Here is a 16318-nt window from a genome sequence, read left to right on the forward strand (position 1 = left end):
GTTGCGCTCAAAGGCGAGTAAAAATAAAAGAGTGAGCCTGCGACCCGCTGCGCCTATGGAGCGACCTGCGTTTGACGTCTTCCCGAGGCGCGGCGTCTTCCTGTGGTGACCCAGGAGCGGAATCTCTCGTTCGATGGCTCGTGGCCGAAATGCCTCTCAGCGATTCCAAATATGTCGGCGCCGTCATAGGTCGGCTCGCTACCGATGCGACACTCGTTCTGCGGCTGAGCGGGCGAGGATGTCAATTTACCGCATGGTCCGCAAACCAACGCCATCAGGACGGTCATCCCGGGCTCCAGAAGGTCAGCTTCCCAAAATTGCAAATAGCCCGACGAACGGCGAGAATGGGCGCAATCCGGCCGTAACCATCCGCACCGCTGGATGAGAATTTTTCATCGACGCATCCGCAGTCTCCGTCATGCGCCGCCCTCACCGCTTCGTCATTCCGGCCTCCGAACCGGGCTCCGTGCCTCGCCGCGTCCGGAGCAGTCCGTTTCCGGACCCGTGTTCTCTCCGGCCTTGCCGGGAACACTCGCGGCCACCACGCCGTCGTTCTCGGGCCCCGTCCCGGGAACCCAGGGGCGGTGGCCGGATGACGGGACGGTCGATGGCGGAGGGCGCCGCAGAATTCCTGGATGCGCGGGACGGGGCCCGAGACTGACGAAGCGTGGACGGCGGCGCCCGCATCTGCCCGGCCTTTTTCACCGAAAGGCCTTCGCCACAGGCCTTTGCGCCCGAGCACGCTTTATTGACGCCCAAACTTATCCCCGCCCCCACCTGCCTCGCCTAAACTCCCCGCACCGTCTCCCCCGACGGACACGAATGATCGCCGGGATCGTTCGGGGAGGCGGGCGGTGTCCGCGGCGTGGCCCCTTCCGGAGGGTTTCTACGTCCCGGACGGGTTCGAGGCTCCGCTGGCCCCTCGCGTAATACGGCGCGGGTGCGGATCGGTCCGCTTGAGGTCGCCGTGCTGAAAAGGCACGGCGGGCGAAGAGCCAGCAGCCGGTGTTGCCGGCCCGAGGTCGGCGTTTTGGCTCACAAGGCCAAAGCACAGGACAGGGCGGGTGAGCCGAGAAGACCCCGAAAAGACACCGCGCGGAGCGCCGGAGGCGAGCCGTTGAAATACCAACCTTCGGAGGCTCGCCTCCGGCGTTCCGCTGTCCGCCTGTCGGGCAGCATGGCCGCGGCACCGTCCATCCGGTGCCTCGCGGCGCAAGTTTCGGCCGAACCCCGGGGCGCGCGGCGCCGCCGGGCGCTTCGTCGTGGGTTCCGGACCGTGGGCTCCGGCCGCAAGACCGGTCCGGCGGGTGCGGGACGGGCGGTCGGGTCAGCCGCCGAAGGCAGGCAGCTTTTCGATCTCGTCCTTGGTCAGCTTCGTCTTGATCCGCCCCATGTCGAGGGAGAGATCGGACAGCATCAGGATGATGGTCTTCTCGCCGATGCCGAGAAAGCCGCCGACGTCGACGGTGATCGCCTTGGCGCTGCCGTTGGCATCGCCGAGGATGCCGTCGATCTCGCCGACTTCCTCGTCGTTCGGGCCGACGAGGTCCATGTCCTCGACCTGCCCGACCATCAGATTGAGCTGCGGCACCGGCGCATTGTCGTCCTCGATCGGCGCCAGAACCCCCGCCGCAGCCCCACTGGTCGCCGCGCCGCCCGTCGCCGCGCTCGTATCTGCGGGCGCATCTGCAGAGGCGTCGGGCGCGGTCCCGGCGTCCTGCGCCAGAGACTGACCGGCCATCCCCGCAAGGAAGAGGCTGGCGACGGCGGCACGGAACATGGGTGTCAAGGATCGCTCCATCGGGTCAAGACGCGGGGCCGGCCGGGCGCTTCGTCGGCAGCGCCCGGATCGTCCGGTTTTCCAAGCTTCGCAACCCTTGCAAGGGGTGAAAGTTCCCGGCTGTAAGGCTGCAGCATCCAAGGTTGCGCATCTCGGTCGGCATGACCATCATTCGGGGGGTCGGAAGCATAGAACCCGCTTGCTGCCGGCGAGAATGAACACCGATCTGAAGAAAGGTGTCAGTGATGTACAAGAAAATCCTCGTCCCGGTCGATCTCAGCCATGTCAGGACACTCGACAAGGCACTGAAGACGGCCGCCGAACTTGCCAGGCTCTATGGCGCCGAGCTCAGCTATCTTGGCGTGACGTCATCGAGCCCGGGGCCGGTGGCGCACACGCCGGAGGAATTTGAGGAAAAGCTGACCGCCTTCGCGGCGCAAAGGGCGCACGAGGATGGCGTTTCGGCGAGTGCCGAAAGCCAGGTTGTTCCGGACCCTGCCCGCGACCTCAACCACGTACTGCTTGCAGCCGTCGAGAAGAGCGGCGCCGATCTCGTCGTCATGGCCTCGCACCGGCCGGGCTTTCCGGAGCATTTCTTCGCGTCCCATGCCGGCCATGTGGCGTCGCATGCGAAGGTTTCGGTCATGGTCGTTCGATAGGCGCCCGGTCGAGTGCGCCAAGCAGCGTGAGAACCGCCCTGTTGAGCGGCGTCGGCACGCCATGGCGCTCGCCGGCGGCGACCACGGCGCCGGTCAGATAGTCGTGCTCCAGCGGCCGGCCGGCGAGGCGGTCGTAGAGCATCGACGAGCCGCTTTCCGGATTGATGCCGGCGTAAAGCTGCAACGTCCGCTGCAGTTCATCCTCGCCGAAAGCGGCGCCGGCGGCCCGGCCCGCCGCCACCGCCTCGGCGAGAAGGGCGATGCCGAGATCGCGCATTGCCGGGATCTGGAACACCTCCATGCGCCTGAGTGTCAGCGCCGTGACCGGATTGGCAACGACGTTCGACAGGAGCTTGCGCCAGGAGGCGGTAAGAAAGTCCGGCTCGCATTCGACTTTGAGCGGCGAGCCGGCGAAGAGCTCGGCGATCTTTCGCCCGGCCCCGTCGCCCGGAACGATCAGCCGGCTGTTGGAATGGTGGACGATCCGCCCCGGCGCGACGCGCTCCGCCGCGATGTAGACGATCGACGGGACGATCTCGCCCGCAAGGCCGAAGCCGGCGAAGCGCTGCTGATGGTCGACGCCGTTCTGGGCGGCAAGGACCAGCGTGTCCGGGCCGGTCAGCGCCTTCAGCCAGGGTTCGGCGCTGGCGGTGTCCTGTGCCTTGGTGGCGACGACGACGAGGCCGACCTTGCCGAGATCCTCCGGAAGGTCTTGCGGATCGGCGACGATCCTCGCCTTGACCGCGCGGACTTCGCCCTGACCCTCGATCGTCAGCGCCTTGAAAGGCGTGCGCAGGCAGAGCGTCACCTCGTGGCCCGCCGCTTCCAGCATCGCCGCCAGATAGCCGCCGATCGCCCCGGCGCCGATGACCGCTGCCTTCATGGTCGCACCCGTCTTTCGTCAGTCGAACTTAGTTTCTACCGGCCGGACGAAACATAGCCTTCCGCGGCGATCCCGAACAACCCGATTTCCGGGCGGCCGGGCAAGGTGCTCAGCCCTTGTTCGACACCGCCGCCTCGGCAAAGGTCGCCATGTCGCGGTGGCAGCGGGCGGCGGCCTTGACGATGCCGGCGGCGAGCGCCGCGCCGGTGCCCTCGCCGAGCCGCATGCCGAGGGCGAGCAGCGGGACCTTGCCCAACGCCTCCAGCGCCTTCATGTGGCCGCGCTCGGCCGAGACATGGCCGAACAGGCAGTGGTCGAGCGCCCGCGGGTCGAGCTTGTGGAGGACGGCGGCGGAGGCGGAGGCGACGAAACCGTCGACGATGACCGGCACGTTCTGGTGCCGCGCGCCGAGGATCGCGCCGGCCATCGCGGCGATCTCGCGGCCGCCGAGCCGCCGCAGCACTTCGAGCGGATCGGAAAGATGCCCCTTGTGGAAGGCGAGCGCCTCGTCGATCACCGCCGCCTTGTGGGCGAGCGCCTCGCCCTCGAGGCCGGTGCCGGCACCGGCCCAGTCGGCCCCGGTACCGCCGAACAGCCCGGCATAGATCGCCGCCGCGACGGCGGTGTTGCCGATGCCCATTTCACCGATGCAAAGGAGATCCGGCTTGTCCATCAGCACTTCCATGCCGAAGGCCATGGTCGCCGCGCAGGTGCGCTCGTCCATGGCGGCAGCCTCGGTGAAATCCTCCGTCGGAATTTCGAGGGCGAGGTCGTAGACCTTGAGGGAGAGGTCATAAGCCGCGCAGATCTGGTTGATCGCCGCGCCGCCGGCGGCGAAATTCGCCACCATCTGCGCCGTCACCTCCGGCGGAAAGGCCGAAACGCCCTTCTTCGTCACACCGTGATTGCCGGCGAACACCGCGACCAGCGGCCGGTCGACATGCGGCACGCCGCCCTGCCAGGCGGCCAGCCAGTGGGAGAGTTCCTCGAGCCGCCCGAGCGAGCCCGCCGGCTTGGTCAGTTCCGCTTCCCGTTGCCGCGCCGTGTGGACCGCCGCGCCGTCCGGCCCAGGCATGGTGCGGACGAGATCGCGGATGTCGTCGAATGGAAGCCCGGTGGTGGACATCGCATGCTCCTTGGTGTTCAGCCTTTTGGGGTGTTCAGCCTTTGGGGGTGTGCAGCCTCTGCCGGCCGGCGGTCGTCCGTAGCGCCGTTCGTCATGAGAGGAAAGCAGCGAATGAACGGCTTGCGAGAGGCAGAGGCAATCTTTGGCGCAACGCTCCGCGCCGCAGCCTTCTTCACTCGCCTTAGCATTTCCGGCCGGCACTTTAAGAGCCGCGGGGAAACTGCGGCAGGCAAATCCCCCGGAAATCGCGACGGCGAAATCGGGGGTGCCCGGACGTCCGGCGCTTCCCCTGCCGCCCCCTATCGGCTCGGCGACGACGCCCATGCCTTCCCGCTGGTCGGCTTGATCGCCGCGGCGCCGGCGGCAATCCTTCTCCTTGTCCTGCCGGCTGCCGGCCTGTCGCCGCTGGTCTGCGGCATCCTCGCCCTCGCCGCGCTCGTGGCGATGACCGGCGCACTGCACGAGGACGGCCTCGCCGACGTCGCCGACGGTCTGTTCGGCCACCAGCCGCGCGAGCGGGCGCTGGAGATCATGCATGACAGCCGGGTCGGCAGCTATGGCGCGATCGCGCTGATCCTGTCGCTCGGCCTGCGTGCCGCGCTTCTCGCAGAACTCTGCGCCAGCTCGCCGCTGCTGGCCGCCTGCGCCGTGCTCGCCGCAGGCGCCGCGGCCCGCGGCGCGATGGCGGCGTTCTGGGCGCTGACGCCCTCGGCGCTGGACAGCGGCCTTGCCGCAAGGGCCGGCCAGCCGTCGCGGTCAAGGGGCCGGGCATCGCTGATCGTCGGCCTCGCGATCGGCCTTGGTCTCGCGCTGCCGGTCGCCGGCCCCGGATCCGCGATCGTCGCGATCCTCGTCCCGACGCTCGTCCTCGTGATGTTCAGGCGCTTCATCCTGCGCCGCATCGGCGGCCAGACCGGCGACTGCCTCGGCGCCGCCGAACAGCTCTGCGAAATGGCGGTGCTGCTGGTCCTTGCCGCAACCGTCTGAGGGAACCACAGCCGGCCAACTGTTCTTATTGTTCCTGGACGCCCGGGTCATCTTGTGCAGCGCAACATCACCATCCATATACCATCCAGACGGATGGTAGAGAGATGGCGATGCTGACCGAAACGAAAAGCCGGAATGTCGAGAGCGAGAAGATCACGCTCAATCTCGGCCTCGTCGATCTCGGCCAGATCGACCTCCTGGTGCAGGAATCCTTCTACGCCAACCGCACCGACTTCATCCGCACCGCCATCCGCAACCAGCTGACGCGGCATGACGAAACCATGCGCAGGACCGTCGACCGCCGGAAGATCGAGCTCGGCGTGAGGCGCTTTGCCCGCGCCGATCTCGAGGCGGCGAGGGCTGCCGGAGAACGGCTCGACGTCCATGTGCTCGGCCTGGCCGTGATTGCCGACGACGTTTCGCCCGAGCTTGCGGCCGAAACCATCGGCTCGCTCGAAGTGCTCGGCGCACTCCAGGCTCCCGCCGCGGTCAGGGCTGCGCTGAAGGATCGCATACGCTGACGGTGCAGCCCGCCGCCGCGCACTACCCTTTCCGCTTCCACGATCGGACATTCGACCATGAACGCCATTCCGAACATCGACATTCAGGAAGTCACCCGCCTCACCCGCAAGGGCAAGCTCAAGGAGGCGATGAAGCTGCTGCGCGCCGGCCTTGCGGGCGAGGTGCATTCCGGGCAGAGCGGAACATCGGGGACAGGATCTGACGGAGCCTCTGTGAACAGCGGGATGCCCTCGGGTGGCGGCACGACCGGCGGTGCTCGGGGCAAGCCGCGCGAGGAGACCGCCCGCCCGGGCAGCTTCGAGCCGATGCCGAACCTCTGGGCGGGGCTCAGTGCCCACGGCCTGCCGGATTTCGGCTCCCTGCCCGGCATGCCGGGGCGATCGGGCGACGCCGAGACGCCGGACGGCGCGCGCTTCGAGGCCCTCGAACACAGCTCCGCCGCGGGGGCGCGGCGCTACAAGCTCTACGTTCCGGCGAGCCATGACGGCCGCCCGGCGCCGCTCGTCGTCATGCTGCATGGCTGCACCCAGTCGCCGGACGATTTTGCCGCCGGCACAAGGATGAACGAGCTTGCCGAAGAGCTCGGCTTCCTTGTCGCCTATCCGGAGCAGAGCAAGCGCGCCAATGCCCAGAAATGCTGGAACTGGTTCGAGACCCGCGACCAGAAGCGCGACGCCGGTGAGCCGGCGTTGATCGCCGGGATCACGCGGCAGATCATCGCGGACCATTCGATCGACACGGCGAAGATCTTCGTCGCCGGGCTTTCGGCCGGCGGCGCCGCGGCGGCGATCATGGGCCAGCGCTATCCCGACCTCTTTGCGGCGGTCGGCGTCCATTCCGGCCTTGCCTGCGGCGCTGCCAGGGACATGGGATCGGCCTTTGCGGCGATGCGCGGCGGCAGTCCGGTGACGGCGGGGACGAGGGTCGTGCCGACCATCGTCTTCCATGGCGACCGCGACGCTACCGTCGCGCCGGTCAATGGCGACCATGTTCTTAAGCAGGCGATGGCCGGAAAGCCGGCAGAGGCCGTGACCAGCGAGGGCGTGTCGAGCGGCGGCGTCACTTACACCCGCACCGTCCACCGCGAGCCGGACGGGCGCGAGCGGCTGGAAAGCTGGCGCATCCATGGCGCAGGCCATGCCTGGTCGGGCGGCAGCGCGAAGGGCACCTACACCCTTCCCGCCGGCCCCGATGCCAGCCGCGAGATGCTGCGCTTCTTCCTGTCGCTCGGCGGCTGACGGGCCAAGACGGCCGCATCGGCGGAGTGAATGGCCTCGCGGGGAGCCGACGCTCCGCGAGCGCCTGGCCGGCAGCGACAAACCGTCGAACGATGCGTCACTGGAACCATCGGCTTGGCCGGCTAATTAATCAGCGCAGCAAAGCATCACGTTCTTCGGGCAGTTTTTCATGAGTTTCGGCAAGATCGCGGCGACGGCCTCCCTCGGCGGCCTGCTGTTCGGCTACGACACCGGCGTCATTTCCGGCGCCCTGCCCTTCATCAAGGACCAGTATTCCCTCAGCCCCGGCGATCAGGGCCTGGTCGTCTCGATCGCGCTCGCCGGCGCGGCGCTGGGAGCGGCATTTGCGGGCGGCATCGCCGACAGCCTCGGGCGGCGCAAGGTGATCATCACCTCGGCCGCCCTTTTCGTCGTCGGCGCGCTGATCTGCGCCTTCGCGACGAGCTACTGGCATCTCCTCGGCGGCCGCCTGGTGCTCGGCCTTGCCATCGGCGTCGCCTCGATGCTGACGCCGCTGTATCTGTCGGAAATGGCCCCGGCGGACAAGCGCGGCGCCGTCGTCTCGCTGAACCAGATGTGCATCACCAGCGGCATCCTCGTCTCCTACCTCGTCGACTACCTGTTCTCCCATGTCACCGGCGGCTGGCGCTGGATGCTGGGGATCGGCGCCGTGCCGGGCATCATTCTCGGCGTCGGCATGCTGTTCCTGCCGGACAGCCCGCGCTGGCTCGCCGGACAGGGCCATATCGACGCCGCCCGCGACGCGCTCCGCCGGATCGCCGGGCCGCGCGAGGTCGAGGCGCAGATGCACGAATTGCGCACCGACCTGAAGCGTGAGAACGGCCGCGTCGCCCCCTGGTCGGAAATGTTCAGCGGCAAGGCGAAATACGCCCTCATCGTCGGCGTCGGCCTCGCCGTGTTCCAGCAGATCACCGGCATCAACACCGTCATCTATTTCGCCCCGACGATCTTCAACTCCGCCGGCATGCCGGACACCTCGGCCTCGATCCTCGCGACTGCCGGCGTCGGCGTCGTCAATGTGGTGATGACCTATGTGGCGCTGCGGCTGATCGACCGCGCCGGCCGACGCTCGCTGCTGCTGGTCGGTCTGATCGGCATGGCGGTGACCCTCGCCATCCTTGCCGGCGGCTTCTTCATCGGCAATTCCGGTGCGCTCGCCTGGATCACCACCCTGTCGGTCGCGGCCTATGTCGGCTTCTTCGCCATCGGCCTTGGCCCGGTCTTCTGGCTGCTGATCGCCGAGATCTTCCCGCTCGCCGTTCGCGGCCGCGGCATGTCGATCGCCACGGTCGCCAACTGGGTGTCGAACCTCATCGTCTCGCAGGTCTTCCTGCTGTTGATCGACGGCATCGGCTCGGCCTCGACCTTCCTCGCCTTCGCCGTCCTCACCGTCGCGGCGATCTTCTTCACCCTCCGGCTGGTCCCCGAAACCAAGGGCCGCTCGCTGGAAGAGATCGAGGCCGATCTCGGCGGCGAAGCGCATCCGCAGAGCGCGGCGAACGCCTCGGCGTGAGGGGGCGTCACGCCGATGATACAGGCGACAATTAGGCCTGCTTGACTTGAGCGAAACGAGCGAGGCGCCCCTGTCCACCACGGCCGAACCCGATGCGCCCGACGCCGCGAATGAAGGCGCGCTTCGCAGCTTCCACGTCGTCCTCAACGCCGATGCCGGAGGCGCCGCCGACGGCGGCGAGACACTCCGCGAGCGGATCGAATGCGGCCTGCGGAGCATCGGCGCCTCCGCCGTCACCATCGACGCCGACCGTTCGCGGCCGTTCGAGGAGCGGATCCGCGACGCGGCGGCTGCCGAGGCCCGCGTCATCGTTTCGGCCGGCGGCGACGGAACCGCGACGGCGCTGGCGTCGGCCATCGCCGATACCGACAAGGTCCTCGCCGTCCTGCCGCTCGGCACCGCCAATCTTCTCGCCCGCGACCTCGCCATTCCGCTCGATCTCGACGAGGCGATCCTCGCCATGGCCTCGATGCAACCCCGGCGCATCGACGCCGGGACGGTGAACGGCCGGCTGTTCCTCCACAAGGTCGTCGTCGGCTTTGCTCCGGCCATCGCGGCGAAACGCGAGGAGTTGCGCCATCACCGCGAGTTCGGGGCGATGGCCGAATTCCTGCGCTATTGCCTGCGCCGGCTGGCAATGCCCCACAAGCTGCGCCTGGTGCTCCGGCTCGGCGGCGCGCCGGAGGAGGAGGTCAAGGTCCGGGCCGTGGCAGTGGCGAACAACGCCTATGACGAGGGTCTCGGCCGGTTCTTCGCGCGCTCGCGCCTCGATCGCGGCGAGCTCACCGTCTACACCCTCAAGCGGCTCGGCCTTCCCGATCTCCTGCGGCTGTCTGCCGGCATGCTGATCGGCCGCTGGCGGCAGGACGAGGCGCTGAGCGTGCGCAGCGCGACGAGCGTCGAATTGAAGTCGCGGCTGAAGCGGCTGCAGGCGATGGTCGACGGCGAGGTGGTCAAGCTGCGCTCGCCGCTGCGCTTCGAGATCCGCCCCGCGGCCCTGACGGTGCTGGCGCCCGTCGTGGCGACGGCCGAGCCGCGCGATGGAAGCGAGTGATGCTGCTCGCCCACCTCTCCGACCTCCATTTCGGCCGTCACGACCCCGAGGCTGCGGACGCGCTCGTCAAGGACGTGCGGGGCCAGGCGCCAGACCTCGTGGTCGTCAGCGGCGACTTCACCCAGGACGGCACTAAGGCGGAATTCCGCCAGGCCGAGGCGTTCCTTGACGCGCTGTCGCTGCCGCTCTTCTGCATTCCCGGCAATCACGACGTTCCGGCAAAGAACATCCTGCGCCGGCTCACGGCGCCCTACAGCCTCTACCGGCGCCATATCGCCGACGAGCTCGAACCCTTCGTCGAGACCGGCGGCGTCGCCATTGCCGGGTTGAAGACCTCGCGCCGGCTGCGCCTCGGGCTGAACTGGGCGCATGGCTCGCTCAGCCGCGACCAGATCGGCGCGCTCGAGCATCGCTTCGCCGAGAGCGACCCTGGCGCGGTGCGCGTCGTCGTCGCCCATCACCCGCTGATGCTGCCGGAAACGCCTTTCGGCATGAAGACGGTCAAGCGGGCGGACCTTGCGCTGTCGACCTTTGCCGGGCTCGGCGTCAGGCTGGTTCTGTCGGGGCACTTCCACCTGACCTATCAACGCCGGCATGCGCCGGACAAGGCGGTGCGCGAGGGCCAGCCGACGACGTCGGGCGAGCGCCGACCGAAGGCCCTGCCGCTCACCGTCGTCCAGGCGGCGAGCGCCATTTCGACAAGGCTTCGCGGCGAGCCGAACGCCTACAACCTCATCGTCATCGAGGACGGTCGGATCGACGTTGCCGTCCGCGAATGGCGCGGCGGCGCTTGGGTCGGTCAGTCGGCCGGTCGGCCGCGCCATTCGCGCTGCTCCGCTTGATGTGCCCGCTCTCCCCGACGGCCCGTGCCCTCGCCGCCCTGTCGCTGACCCAGCTGATCGGCTGGGGCGCGACCTTCTGGCTGCCCGCGGTCACCGGGCCGGCGATGGCGGCCGATCTTCACATCGGTCTGCCGATGGTGATGGGCGGCCCGACGATCATGCTCGTCGTCATGGCGCTGGTCTCCTGGCCGCTCAGCGGCATCTTCGAGCGCGAGGGCGCCCGCCCGGTCATGATGCTCGGCTCCTGCCTCGGGGCGGCTGGCCTGCTGCTCCTCAGCCTTGCTGGCGGCCCTGTGTCCTACGCATTCGCCTGGACCGTCCTCGGCCTTGCCGGCGCCACCATGCTGTCGACCCCGGCGCAGATCGCCCTCGCCGAGATCGCCGGCGAGAGAGCGCGCCAGGCACTAGGCATCCTGATCCTGGCGGGCGGGCTGACATCGACGATCGTCTGGCCGCTGTCGGGGCTGCTGCAGGCCCATCTCGGCTGGCGGGTGACGACGGCGATCTACGGCGCCCTGATGCTTTGCGTCTGCCTGCCGCTGCACTTTACGGCGCTGGCCCGCCGCCCGCGGGAGAAGTCCGCCTCGAAGACCAGGTCCAAGGCCGCACCGCTCCACCTGCCGAGCTTCGTTCTCCTCGCCCTCAGCTTTGCCGCCAACGGCTTCTTCACCTGGGGCTTCGCCCTCACCATCATCATCCTTTTCGAGAGGGGCGGCCTCGATCACACCAGCGCGCTGGCGGCGGCGGCCTTCATCGGCATTGCCCAATGGGCAGGGCGGATGATCGACTTTCTCGGCGGCCGGCGCTGGTCCGGCTTCGTCAGCGGGCTCTTCGCCGCCGCACTGTTCCCGCTCAGCTTCGTCGCCCTGCTGGTTTTGAGCGACTTTACCGGCGCGATGATCTTTGCGACGCTCTACGGCCTCGCCAGCGGCATCACCGCCGTCACCCGGGCGACGTTGCCGCTGCAGATCTTCCCGGTCGCGGCCTATGCGAGGGCCTCGGCGCAGCTGGCGGTGCCGTTGAACCTTTCCTTTGCAGCGGCGCCGCCGGTCTTCACCGCCATCATGACCTCCGCCGGCCCGCACGCCGCGCTGTGGCTGGCCTTCGCGATCTCGATCTTCGCCTGTGGAACGCTGTTCGCGCTCTCGCTGCTGCATCGGCACAAGGGCCTCGACCTGCCGGTCGCGAACGGGACGCTCCCGCAGCGGCCGGTGCCCGAGGACCGGCCGATGGCGCAGGCCAAGAATCTCTAAAGATTTCCTTAATTAAGCATTGAATTGAATATGTTTCCTCGCCCGCCCGGCGAGGCTTGTTTGCGACAGGATCGGCCGCCATTCAACGCATGAACCAACGCTTCAGGGCTGATTTCCATGACCATATCGATCTCGCCTCGCGGGCTGCCATCGGCCGCCGCAGCGCTCTTCATGCTCGCAGCGACATCGCTCGCCCATGCCGGGTCCATCGGCGGCGGCGATGACGCGGTCATTCGCGCCGTCGAAAAGGCCGGCAGCGATCTCGGCGCCCGCGTCGGCGTGATGATCGTCGACACCCAGTCCGGCAAGGTCTGGTCGGCCCGCGCCGACGAGCGCTTCCCCTTGAACAGCACCTTCAAGGCCTTCGGCTGCGCCGCCGTCCTCGGTCAGGTCGATGCCGGCGAAGCGTCGCTTAACGAGACGATCACCTATTCCGCCGACGATCTCGTCACCTATTCGCCCGTCACCGAGAAACACGTCGATACCGGCATGACGCTCGGCGAAATCTGCGATGCGGCCATGTCGATGAGCGACAACACCGCCGGTAATCTCGTCATCGAAAGCCTCGGCGGACCGGATGGCGTGACGCAGTTCATGCGCGCCATCGGCGACGGCGAGACCCGGCTCGACCGGACCGAGCCGACCCTCAACGAGGCAGCGCCCGGCGATCCGCGCGACACGACGACGCCGAAAGCCGCGGCGGCGAGCCTTCAGACCCTGGTTCTCGGCGACGCCCTCTCCGAGACGTCGCGACAGCAGCTGAAGTCCTGGCTTATCGGCAACAAGGTCGGCGATCCGCTTCTCAGGGCCGGCTTCCCGAAGGACTGGGCGGTCGCCGACCGGACCGGCGCCGGCGGCCACGGCTCACGCTCGGTGATCGCGGTCGCCTGGCCGCCCGAACGAAAGCCGATCGTCGCGGCGATCTATCTGACCGGGACTGAGGCCTCGATGGAGGCGCGCAGCGCGGCCATCGCCGAGATCGGCAAGGCCGTCGCCGCCTCGCTGCCGCGCTGACCCCGGCGGGCGAGCGGACCGGCCGCCCTATCGGCCGTGCCGGTCATCCCGGAATGGCCACGACGACCGCGACGACGATGGCGATCATGACGATCGCCATCGCCCGGTCGAACAGGTTGATCGAGCGGGCGAGATCGTCCAGCGTCGCGTCGCGGCGGCCTTCCGGATTGAGCTGCGGCGCATCGACGATGAGGTCGCGATAGCGCCGCGGCCCTCCGACGGAAATGTCGAGGGCGGCGGCCAGCGCAGTCTCCGGCCAGCCGGCATTCGGCGAACGGTGCAGGCCGGCATCGCGCCGGGTGCGCGCCATGATCGCCGAAAAGCCGGCGCGGCGCCGCCGGCTGAAGATCGCGGCGAAGGCGAAGAGCACCGCCGTCAGCCGCGCCGGGACGAAGTTGAGGATGTCGTCGAGCTTCGCCGAGGCATAGCCGAAATCGCGATAGCGCGCGTCCATGTGGCCGATCATCGAATCGGCGGTGTTGACCAGCTTGTAGGCGAACAGCCCCGGCAGGCCGAGGAGAAGGAACCAGAAGGCCGGCGCCACGACGCCGTCAGAGGCGTTTTCGGCAAGCGACTCGATCGCGGCGCGGATGATGCCGGCCTTGTCGAGCTGTTCGGGATCGCGCCCGACGATATGGGCGACCGCCCGCCGCCCCTCCGCCAGCCCGCCGTCGCGCAGCGCCGCGCCCACCACGCGCACATGATCGATCAGGCTCTTGTGGGCGAGGAAGACCGCGACGACCAGCGCCTCGCAGACCATCCCGAAGAAACCGAGCGCATCGGCGAGCGCCGCGACGAAGCCGCCGAGGACGAGCGCCCCGAGAAGCAGGAGCCCGAGGGCGAAGAAGCCGGCGCGCCGGCGGGTCTCGCGGGTGAAGTCGTCGCGGTTCAGCCGCCTGTCGAGAACGTCGATCGCCTCCCCCATCAGCGCCACAGGGTGCTTCAGCGAGCGCCACAGCCAGGGCGGATCGCCGACCAGCCTGTCGAGCACCATGGCGGCAAGGAGAATGGCGAGCCGCGCGATCAAGCTTCGTTTCCCTTCGCGGTGTCGGAGAGTGCCTCCGCCAGGGCCTTCGACAGGCGCGACGCCTCGGCTGCGCCCTTCACATTGCCGAAACGCAGCCAGTCCGGCCGGTAGTCGAAGGGCCGGGTCAGGACGTGGCGCCGGCAGAGCGCCTCGAAGAGGGCGGCGGCATCCTGCGTCTCGACGGTGGCAAACAGCGGCGTCGCGCCATGGATTGTCAGGCCGGCACCTTGGAGCACCTCGTCCCGGCGCGCGGCCTGCGCCGCGACCTCGCCCGCAACCTTCGACCAGGTCTCGGAAGATGCCAGGACCGCGGCGCCGATCGCCAGCGCCGGGCCGCTGACCGCCCAGGGCCCGAGCCGCGCAGCGAGGGTCTCGGCGAGGACCGGCGTCGTCAGGGCGAAGCCGAGACGGACGCCGGCAAGGCCGAAGAACTTGCCGAAGGAGCGATGGACGAGCAGGCTCTCCGTCCCGGCTTTCGGCGCGACCGAGAGGGCGGGCTCGGCGTCGGCGAAGGCCTCGTCGACGACGAGGAGGCCGCCGCGCCGGCGCATTTCCTCCTGCAACCCGGCGAGCGATTCGAGGGACGTCTGCCGGCCATCGGGATTGTTCGGATTAACGACGACGGCGACGCCGGCTCTGGCCGGCATCTCGTCTAGCGAGGCGATGGCGTGGACGCGGTGGCCGGCGGCGGCGAATGCGGCGCGATGCTCGCCATAGGTCGGCTCGAGGATCGCGACGTCGGTCTGCGGCAGCAGGAAGGGGAGGAGCGAGATCAGCGCCTGGCTGCCCGGGGCGGCGACGATGCCGGCTTTTGCGGGCGCAGCGTAGGCGCTGCGCGCCGCCGCGATCGCGGCTGCCATCAGCCCGTCTTCCGGCAGCCGGGTCCAGACGTCGGGCGAGAGCTCCGGCAGCGGCACCGGCGACGGGTTGATGCCCGTCGAAAGGTCGAGCCAACCGGCGCGCGCACCGCCGAAGCGGGCGATCGCCAGGCCGAGCCCGCCGCCATGGGTATAGGCCTCTCTCATCGCCGATCGATCACGTGGCAGAAGGAGCCCATCACCCGGCCATTGCGAAGGCCCGTCTGGCCGAGATCGGCGCCGCGCGCGTCGTGGACCGCAAAAAGCGGCTCGCCCGGACCTTCTTGAAGCGTCGTCGCATAGTGGAATTCGTGGCCCATCAGGTCCTCGTTGGCGGGGCCGAACGGCCCCTCGCCGAGCGGCGTCAGGCGGCGATAGCCAAGATGGCGCCGGCGCTCGGCAAAGCTCGTCTGAAGCGGCAGGAGGCCGAGCATCTTGTGGCGCTCGCCGCCGGCATCGACGAGGCTTTCGCCGAGCACCATGTAGCCGCCGCACTCGCCATAGACCAGCGCGCCGCGCTCTGCGGCAGCACGGCAGCCTGCCCGAAACCCCTCGGCAGCGGCGAGCCGACCGGCATGGAGTTCGGGATAGCCGCCCGGCAGGAACACCGCATCGGCATCGCCCGCTGGCGTTTCATCGGCGAGCGGCGAGAAAAAAGCGAGCTCGGCGCCGGCTTGCCGCCAGCCAGCAAGCATATGCGGATAGGCAAAAGCGATGGCCTCGTCCCTGGCGACGGCGATCTTCCGGCCGAGCGGCGGCAGCGGCGGGGTCGCCCGCAAAGGCCGAGGGGTGGGCGGCGTCGCCAGGACCACAAGGGCGTCGAGATCGGCATGGCCGGCCATCCAGGCGGCGGCCCGCTCGAAAAACCCGGCGAGATCGCCATGCTCGCCGGCCTGGACGAGGCCGAGATGGCGCGAGGGCAGTGTCAGCTCGTCGCGACGCGGCAGGGCGGCGAGAACCGGAACGCCGAGCGGCGCCAGCGCCTCCGCCAGCATGGCGCGATGGCGTTCGGAGCCGATCCGGTTGAGGATCAGGCCGGCGAGCCGCGTATCGGTGCGGAACCGGTGAAACCCCGAGACGAGCGCCGCCACCGAATGGGACTGGCGGGCGCAATCGACGACGAGGACGATCTTCGCGCCGATCGTCGCGGCGAGATCGGCGGCCGAGCCGGTGCCGTCGGCGGCGCCGTCGAAGAGGCCCATCGCCGCTTCGGTGACGAAGAGGTCGGCATCCGCCGCCCGCTGCCCGGCAAGAAAGCACAGCAGGTCCGGCCGCATGGCGAAGGGATCGAGGTTGACGCATTCGCGCCCGCTCGCCGCGGCATGGAAGGCGGGGTCGATATAGTCCGGCCCGGCCTTCGCCGAGGCGACCCGATGCCCGGCCGCCCTGAGCGCGGCGATCAGCGCCAGCGTCACCGTCGTCTTGCCTGCGCCAGACGAGGGCGCGGCGATCATCAGCCCGGCCAAATCATTCTCCATCGGGTGCCCGGCGAGGATAGCCGGCTCGCGAGGATCGCCGCGGCGCGGCGCCCCGACGATGTCT

At 69.0% G+C, this 16318-nt stretch carries 15 protein-coding genes; 9 read left to right on the forward strand and 6 right to left on the reverse strand.

What is annotated here, in order from left to right; all coding sequences use genetic code 11:
• Positions 1–1327 precede the first annotated feature (1327 nt).
• Positions 1328–1780 (reverse strand): PRC-barrel domain-containing protein, encoded by a 453-nt coding sequence (locus tag E3C22_RS13765; protein ID WP_245515024.1) that lies wholly within the window; start codon positions 1778–1780, stop codon positions 1328–1330.
• A gap of 245 nt (positions 1781–2025) precedes the next feature.
• Between E3C22_RS13765 and E3C22_RS13770 the strand changes: the two genes are divergently transcribed.
• On the forward strand, positions 2026–2439 hold the full coding sequence (locus tag E3C22_RS13770) for a universal stress protein (RefSeq protein WP_134762633.1): 414 nt from the start codon (positions 2026–2028) through the stop codon (positions 2437–2439).
• Here the strand turns inward: E3C22_RS13770 and E3C22_RS13775 are convergent.
• On the reverse strand, positions 2423–3322 hold the full coding sequence (locus tag E3C22_RS13775; RefSeq protein WP_134762634.1) for a 2-dehydropantoate 2-reductase: 900 nt from the start codon (positions 3320–3322) through the stop codon (positions 2423–2425). The two genes, E3C22_RS13770 and E3C22_RS13775, sit on opposite strands and share 17 nt — an antisense overlap.
• Before the next feature lie 109 nt (positions 3323–3431).
• A complete protein-coding gene (gene cobT / locus E3C22_RS13780) occupies positions 3432–4448 on the reverse strand; it encodes a nicotinate-nucleotide--dimethylbenzimidazole phosphoribosyltransferase (protein ID WP_134762635.1) in 1017 nt (338 codons plus the stop codon).
• 111 nt (positions 4449–4559) lie between these two features.
• On the opposite strand from cobT, the gene cobS reads away from it, so the two are divergent.
• The 8 genes from cobS (at position 4560) to bla (ending at position 12892) form a co-directional block, all read left to right on the forward strand.
• Positions 4560–5435 (forward strand): adenosylcobinamide-GDP ribazoletransferase, encoded by an 876-nt coding sequence (gene cobS / locus E3C22_RS13785; RefSeq protein WP_167591772.1) that lies wholly within the window; start codon positions 4560–4562, stop codon positions 5433–5435.
• Between the two features lie 104 nt (positions 5436–5539).
• Positions 5540–5956 (forward strand): CopG family transcriptional regulator, encoded by a 417-nt coding sequence (locus E3C22_RS13790; RefSeq protein ID WP_134762637.1) that lies wholly within the window; start codon positions 5540–5542, stop codon positions 5954–5956.
• A gap of 57 nt (positions 5957–6013) precedes the next feature.
• Complete coding sequence (locus tag E3C22_RS13795) at positions 6014–7195, forward strand: extracellular catalytic domain type 1 short-chain-length polyhydroxyalkanoate depolymerase (protein ID WP_134762638.1); 1182 nt, start codon at positions 6014–6016, stop codon at positions 7193–7195.
• Positions 7196–7364: 169 nt separating this feature from the next.
• Positions 7365–8729 carry a sugar porter family MFS transporter gene (locus E3C22_RS13800; RefSeq protein WP_134762639.1) on the forward strand — a complete coding sequence of 455 codons (1365 nt, stop codon included), beginning with the start codon at positions 7365–7367 and terminating at the stop codon, positions 8727–8729.
• 46 nt (positions 8730–8775) lie between these two features.
• A complete protein-coding gene (locus tag E3C22_RS13805; RefSeq protein ID WP_245514991.1) occupies positions 8776–9783 on the forward strand; it encodes a diacylglycerol/lipid kinase family protein in 1008 nt (335 codons plus the stop codon).
• Positions 9783–10625, forward strand: coding sequence for a metallophosphoesterase family protein (locus E3C22_RS13810; protein WP_134762640.1), 843 nt, complete (start codon positions 9783–9785; stop codon positions 10623–10625). The genes E3C22_RS13805 and E3C22_RS13810 overlap by 1 nt, the downstream gene beginning before the upstream one ends.
• Positions 10625–11878: an MFS transporter gene (locus E3C22_RS13815; protein WP_134762641.1), complete on the forward strand. Its 1254-nt coding sequence runs from the start codon at positions 10625–10627 to the stop codon at positions 11876–11878. Before E3C22_RS13810 ends, E3C22_RS13815 begins: the two co-directional genes overlap by 1 nt.
• A gap of 117 nt (positions 11879–11995) precedes the next feature.
• Positions 11996–12892 (forward strand): class A beta-lactamase, encoded by an 897-nt coding sequence (gene bla, locus E3C22_RS13820; RefSeq protein WP_245514992.1) that lies wholly within the window; start codon positions 11996–11998, stop codon positions 12890–12892.
• A gap of 43 nt (positions 12893–12935) precedes the next feature.
• Here the strand turns inward: bla and cbiB are convergent, their stop codons facing one another.
• Genes cbiB through E3C22_RS13835 form a run of 3 tightly spaced genes read right to left on the reverse strand, consistent with a single transcriptional unit; the run spans position 12936 to position 16242 of the window.
• Positions 12936–13919, reverse strand: a complete 984-nt coding sequence (gene cbiB, locus E3C22_RS13825; RefSeq protein WP_134762642.1) for an adenosylcobinamide-phosphate synthase CbiB — start codon at positions 13917–13919, stop codon at positions 12936–12938.
• Positions 13916–14944, reverse strand: a complete 1029-nt coding sequence (cobD, locus tag E3C22_RS13830) for a threonine-phosphate decarboxylase CobD (RefSeq protein WP_134762643.1) — start codon at positions 14942–14944, stop codon at positions 13916–13918. Before cobD ends, cbiB begins: the two co-directional genes overlap by 4 nt.
• Positions 14941–16242: a cobyrinic acid a,c-diamide synthase CobB gene (locus E3C22_RS13835; RefSeq protein WP_134763007.1), complete on the reverse strand. Its 1302-nt coding sequence runs from the start codon at positions 16240–16242 to the stop codon at positions 14941–14943. Before E3C22_RS13835 ends, cobD begins: the two co-directional genes overlap by 4 nt.
• Between the last annotated feature and the right edge of the window lie 76 nt (positions 16243–16318).

This window comes from Jiella endophytica (assembly GCF_004519335.1).
Lineage (GTDB): Bacteria > Pseudomonadota > Alphaproteobacteria > Rhizobiales > Rhizobiaceae > Jiella > Jiella endophytica.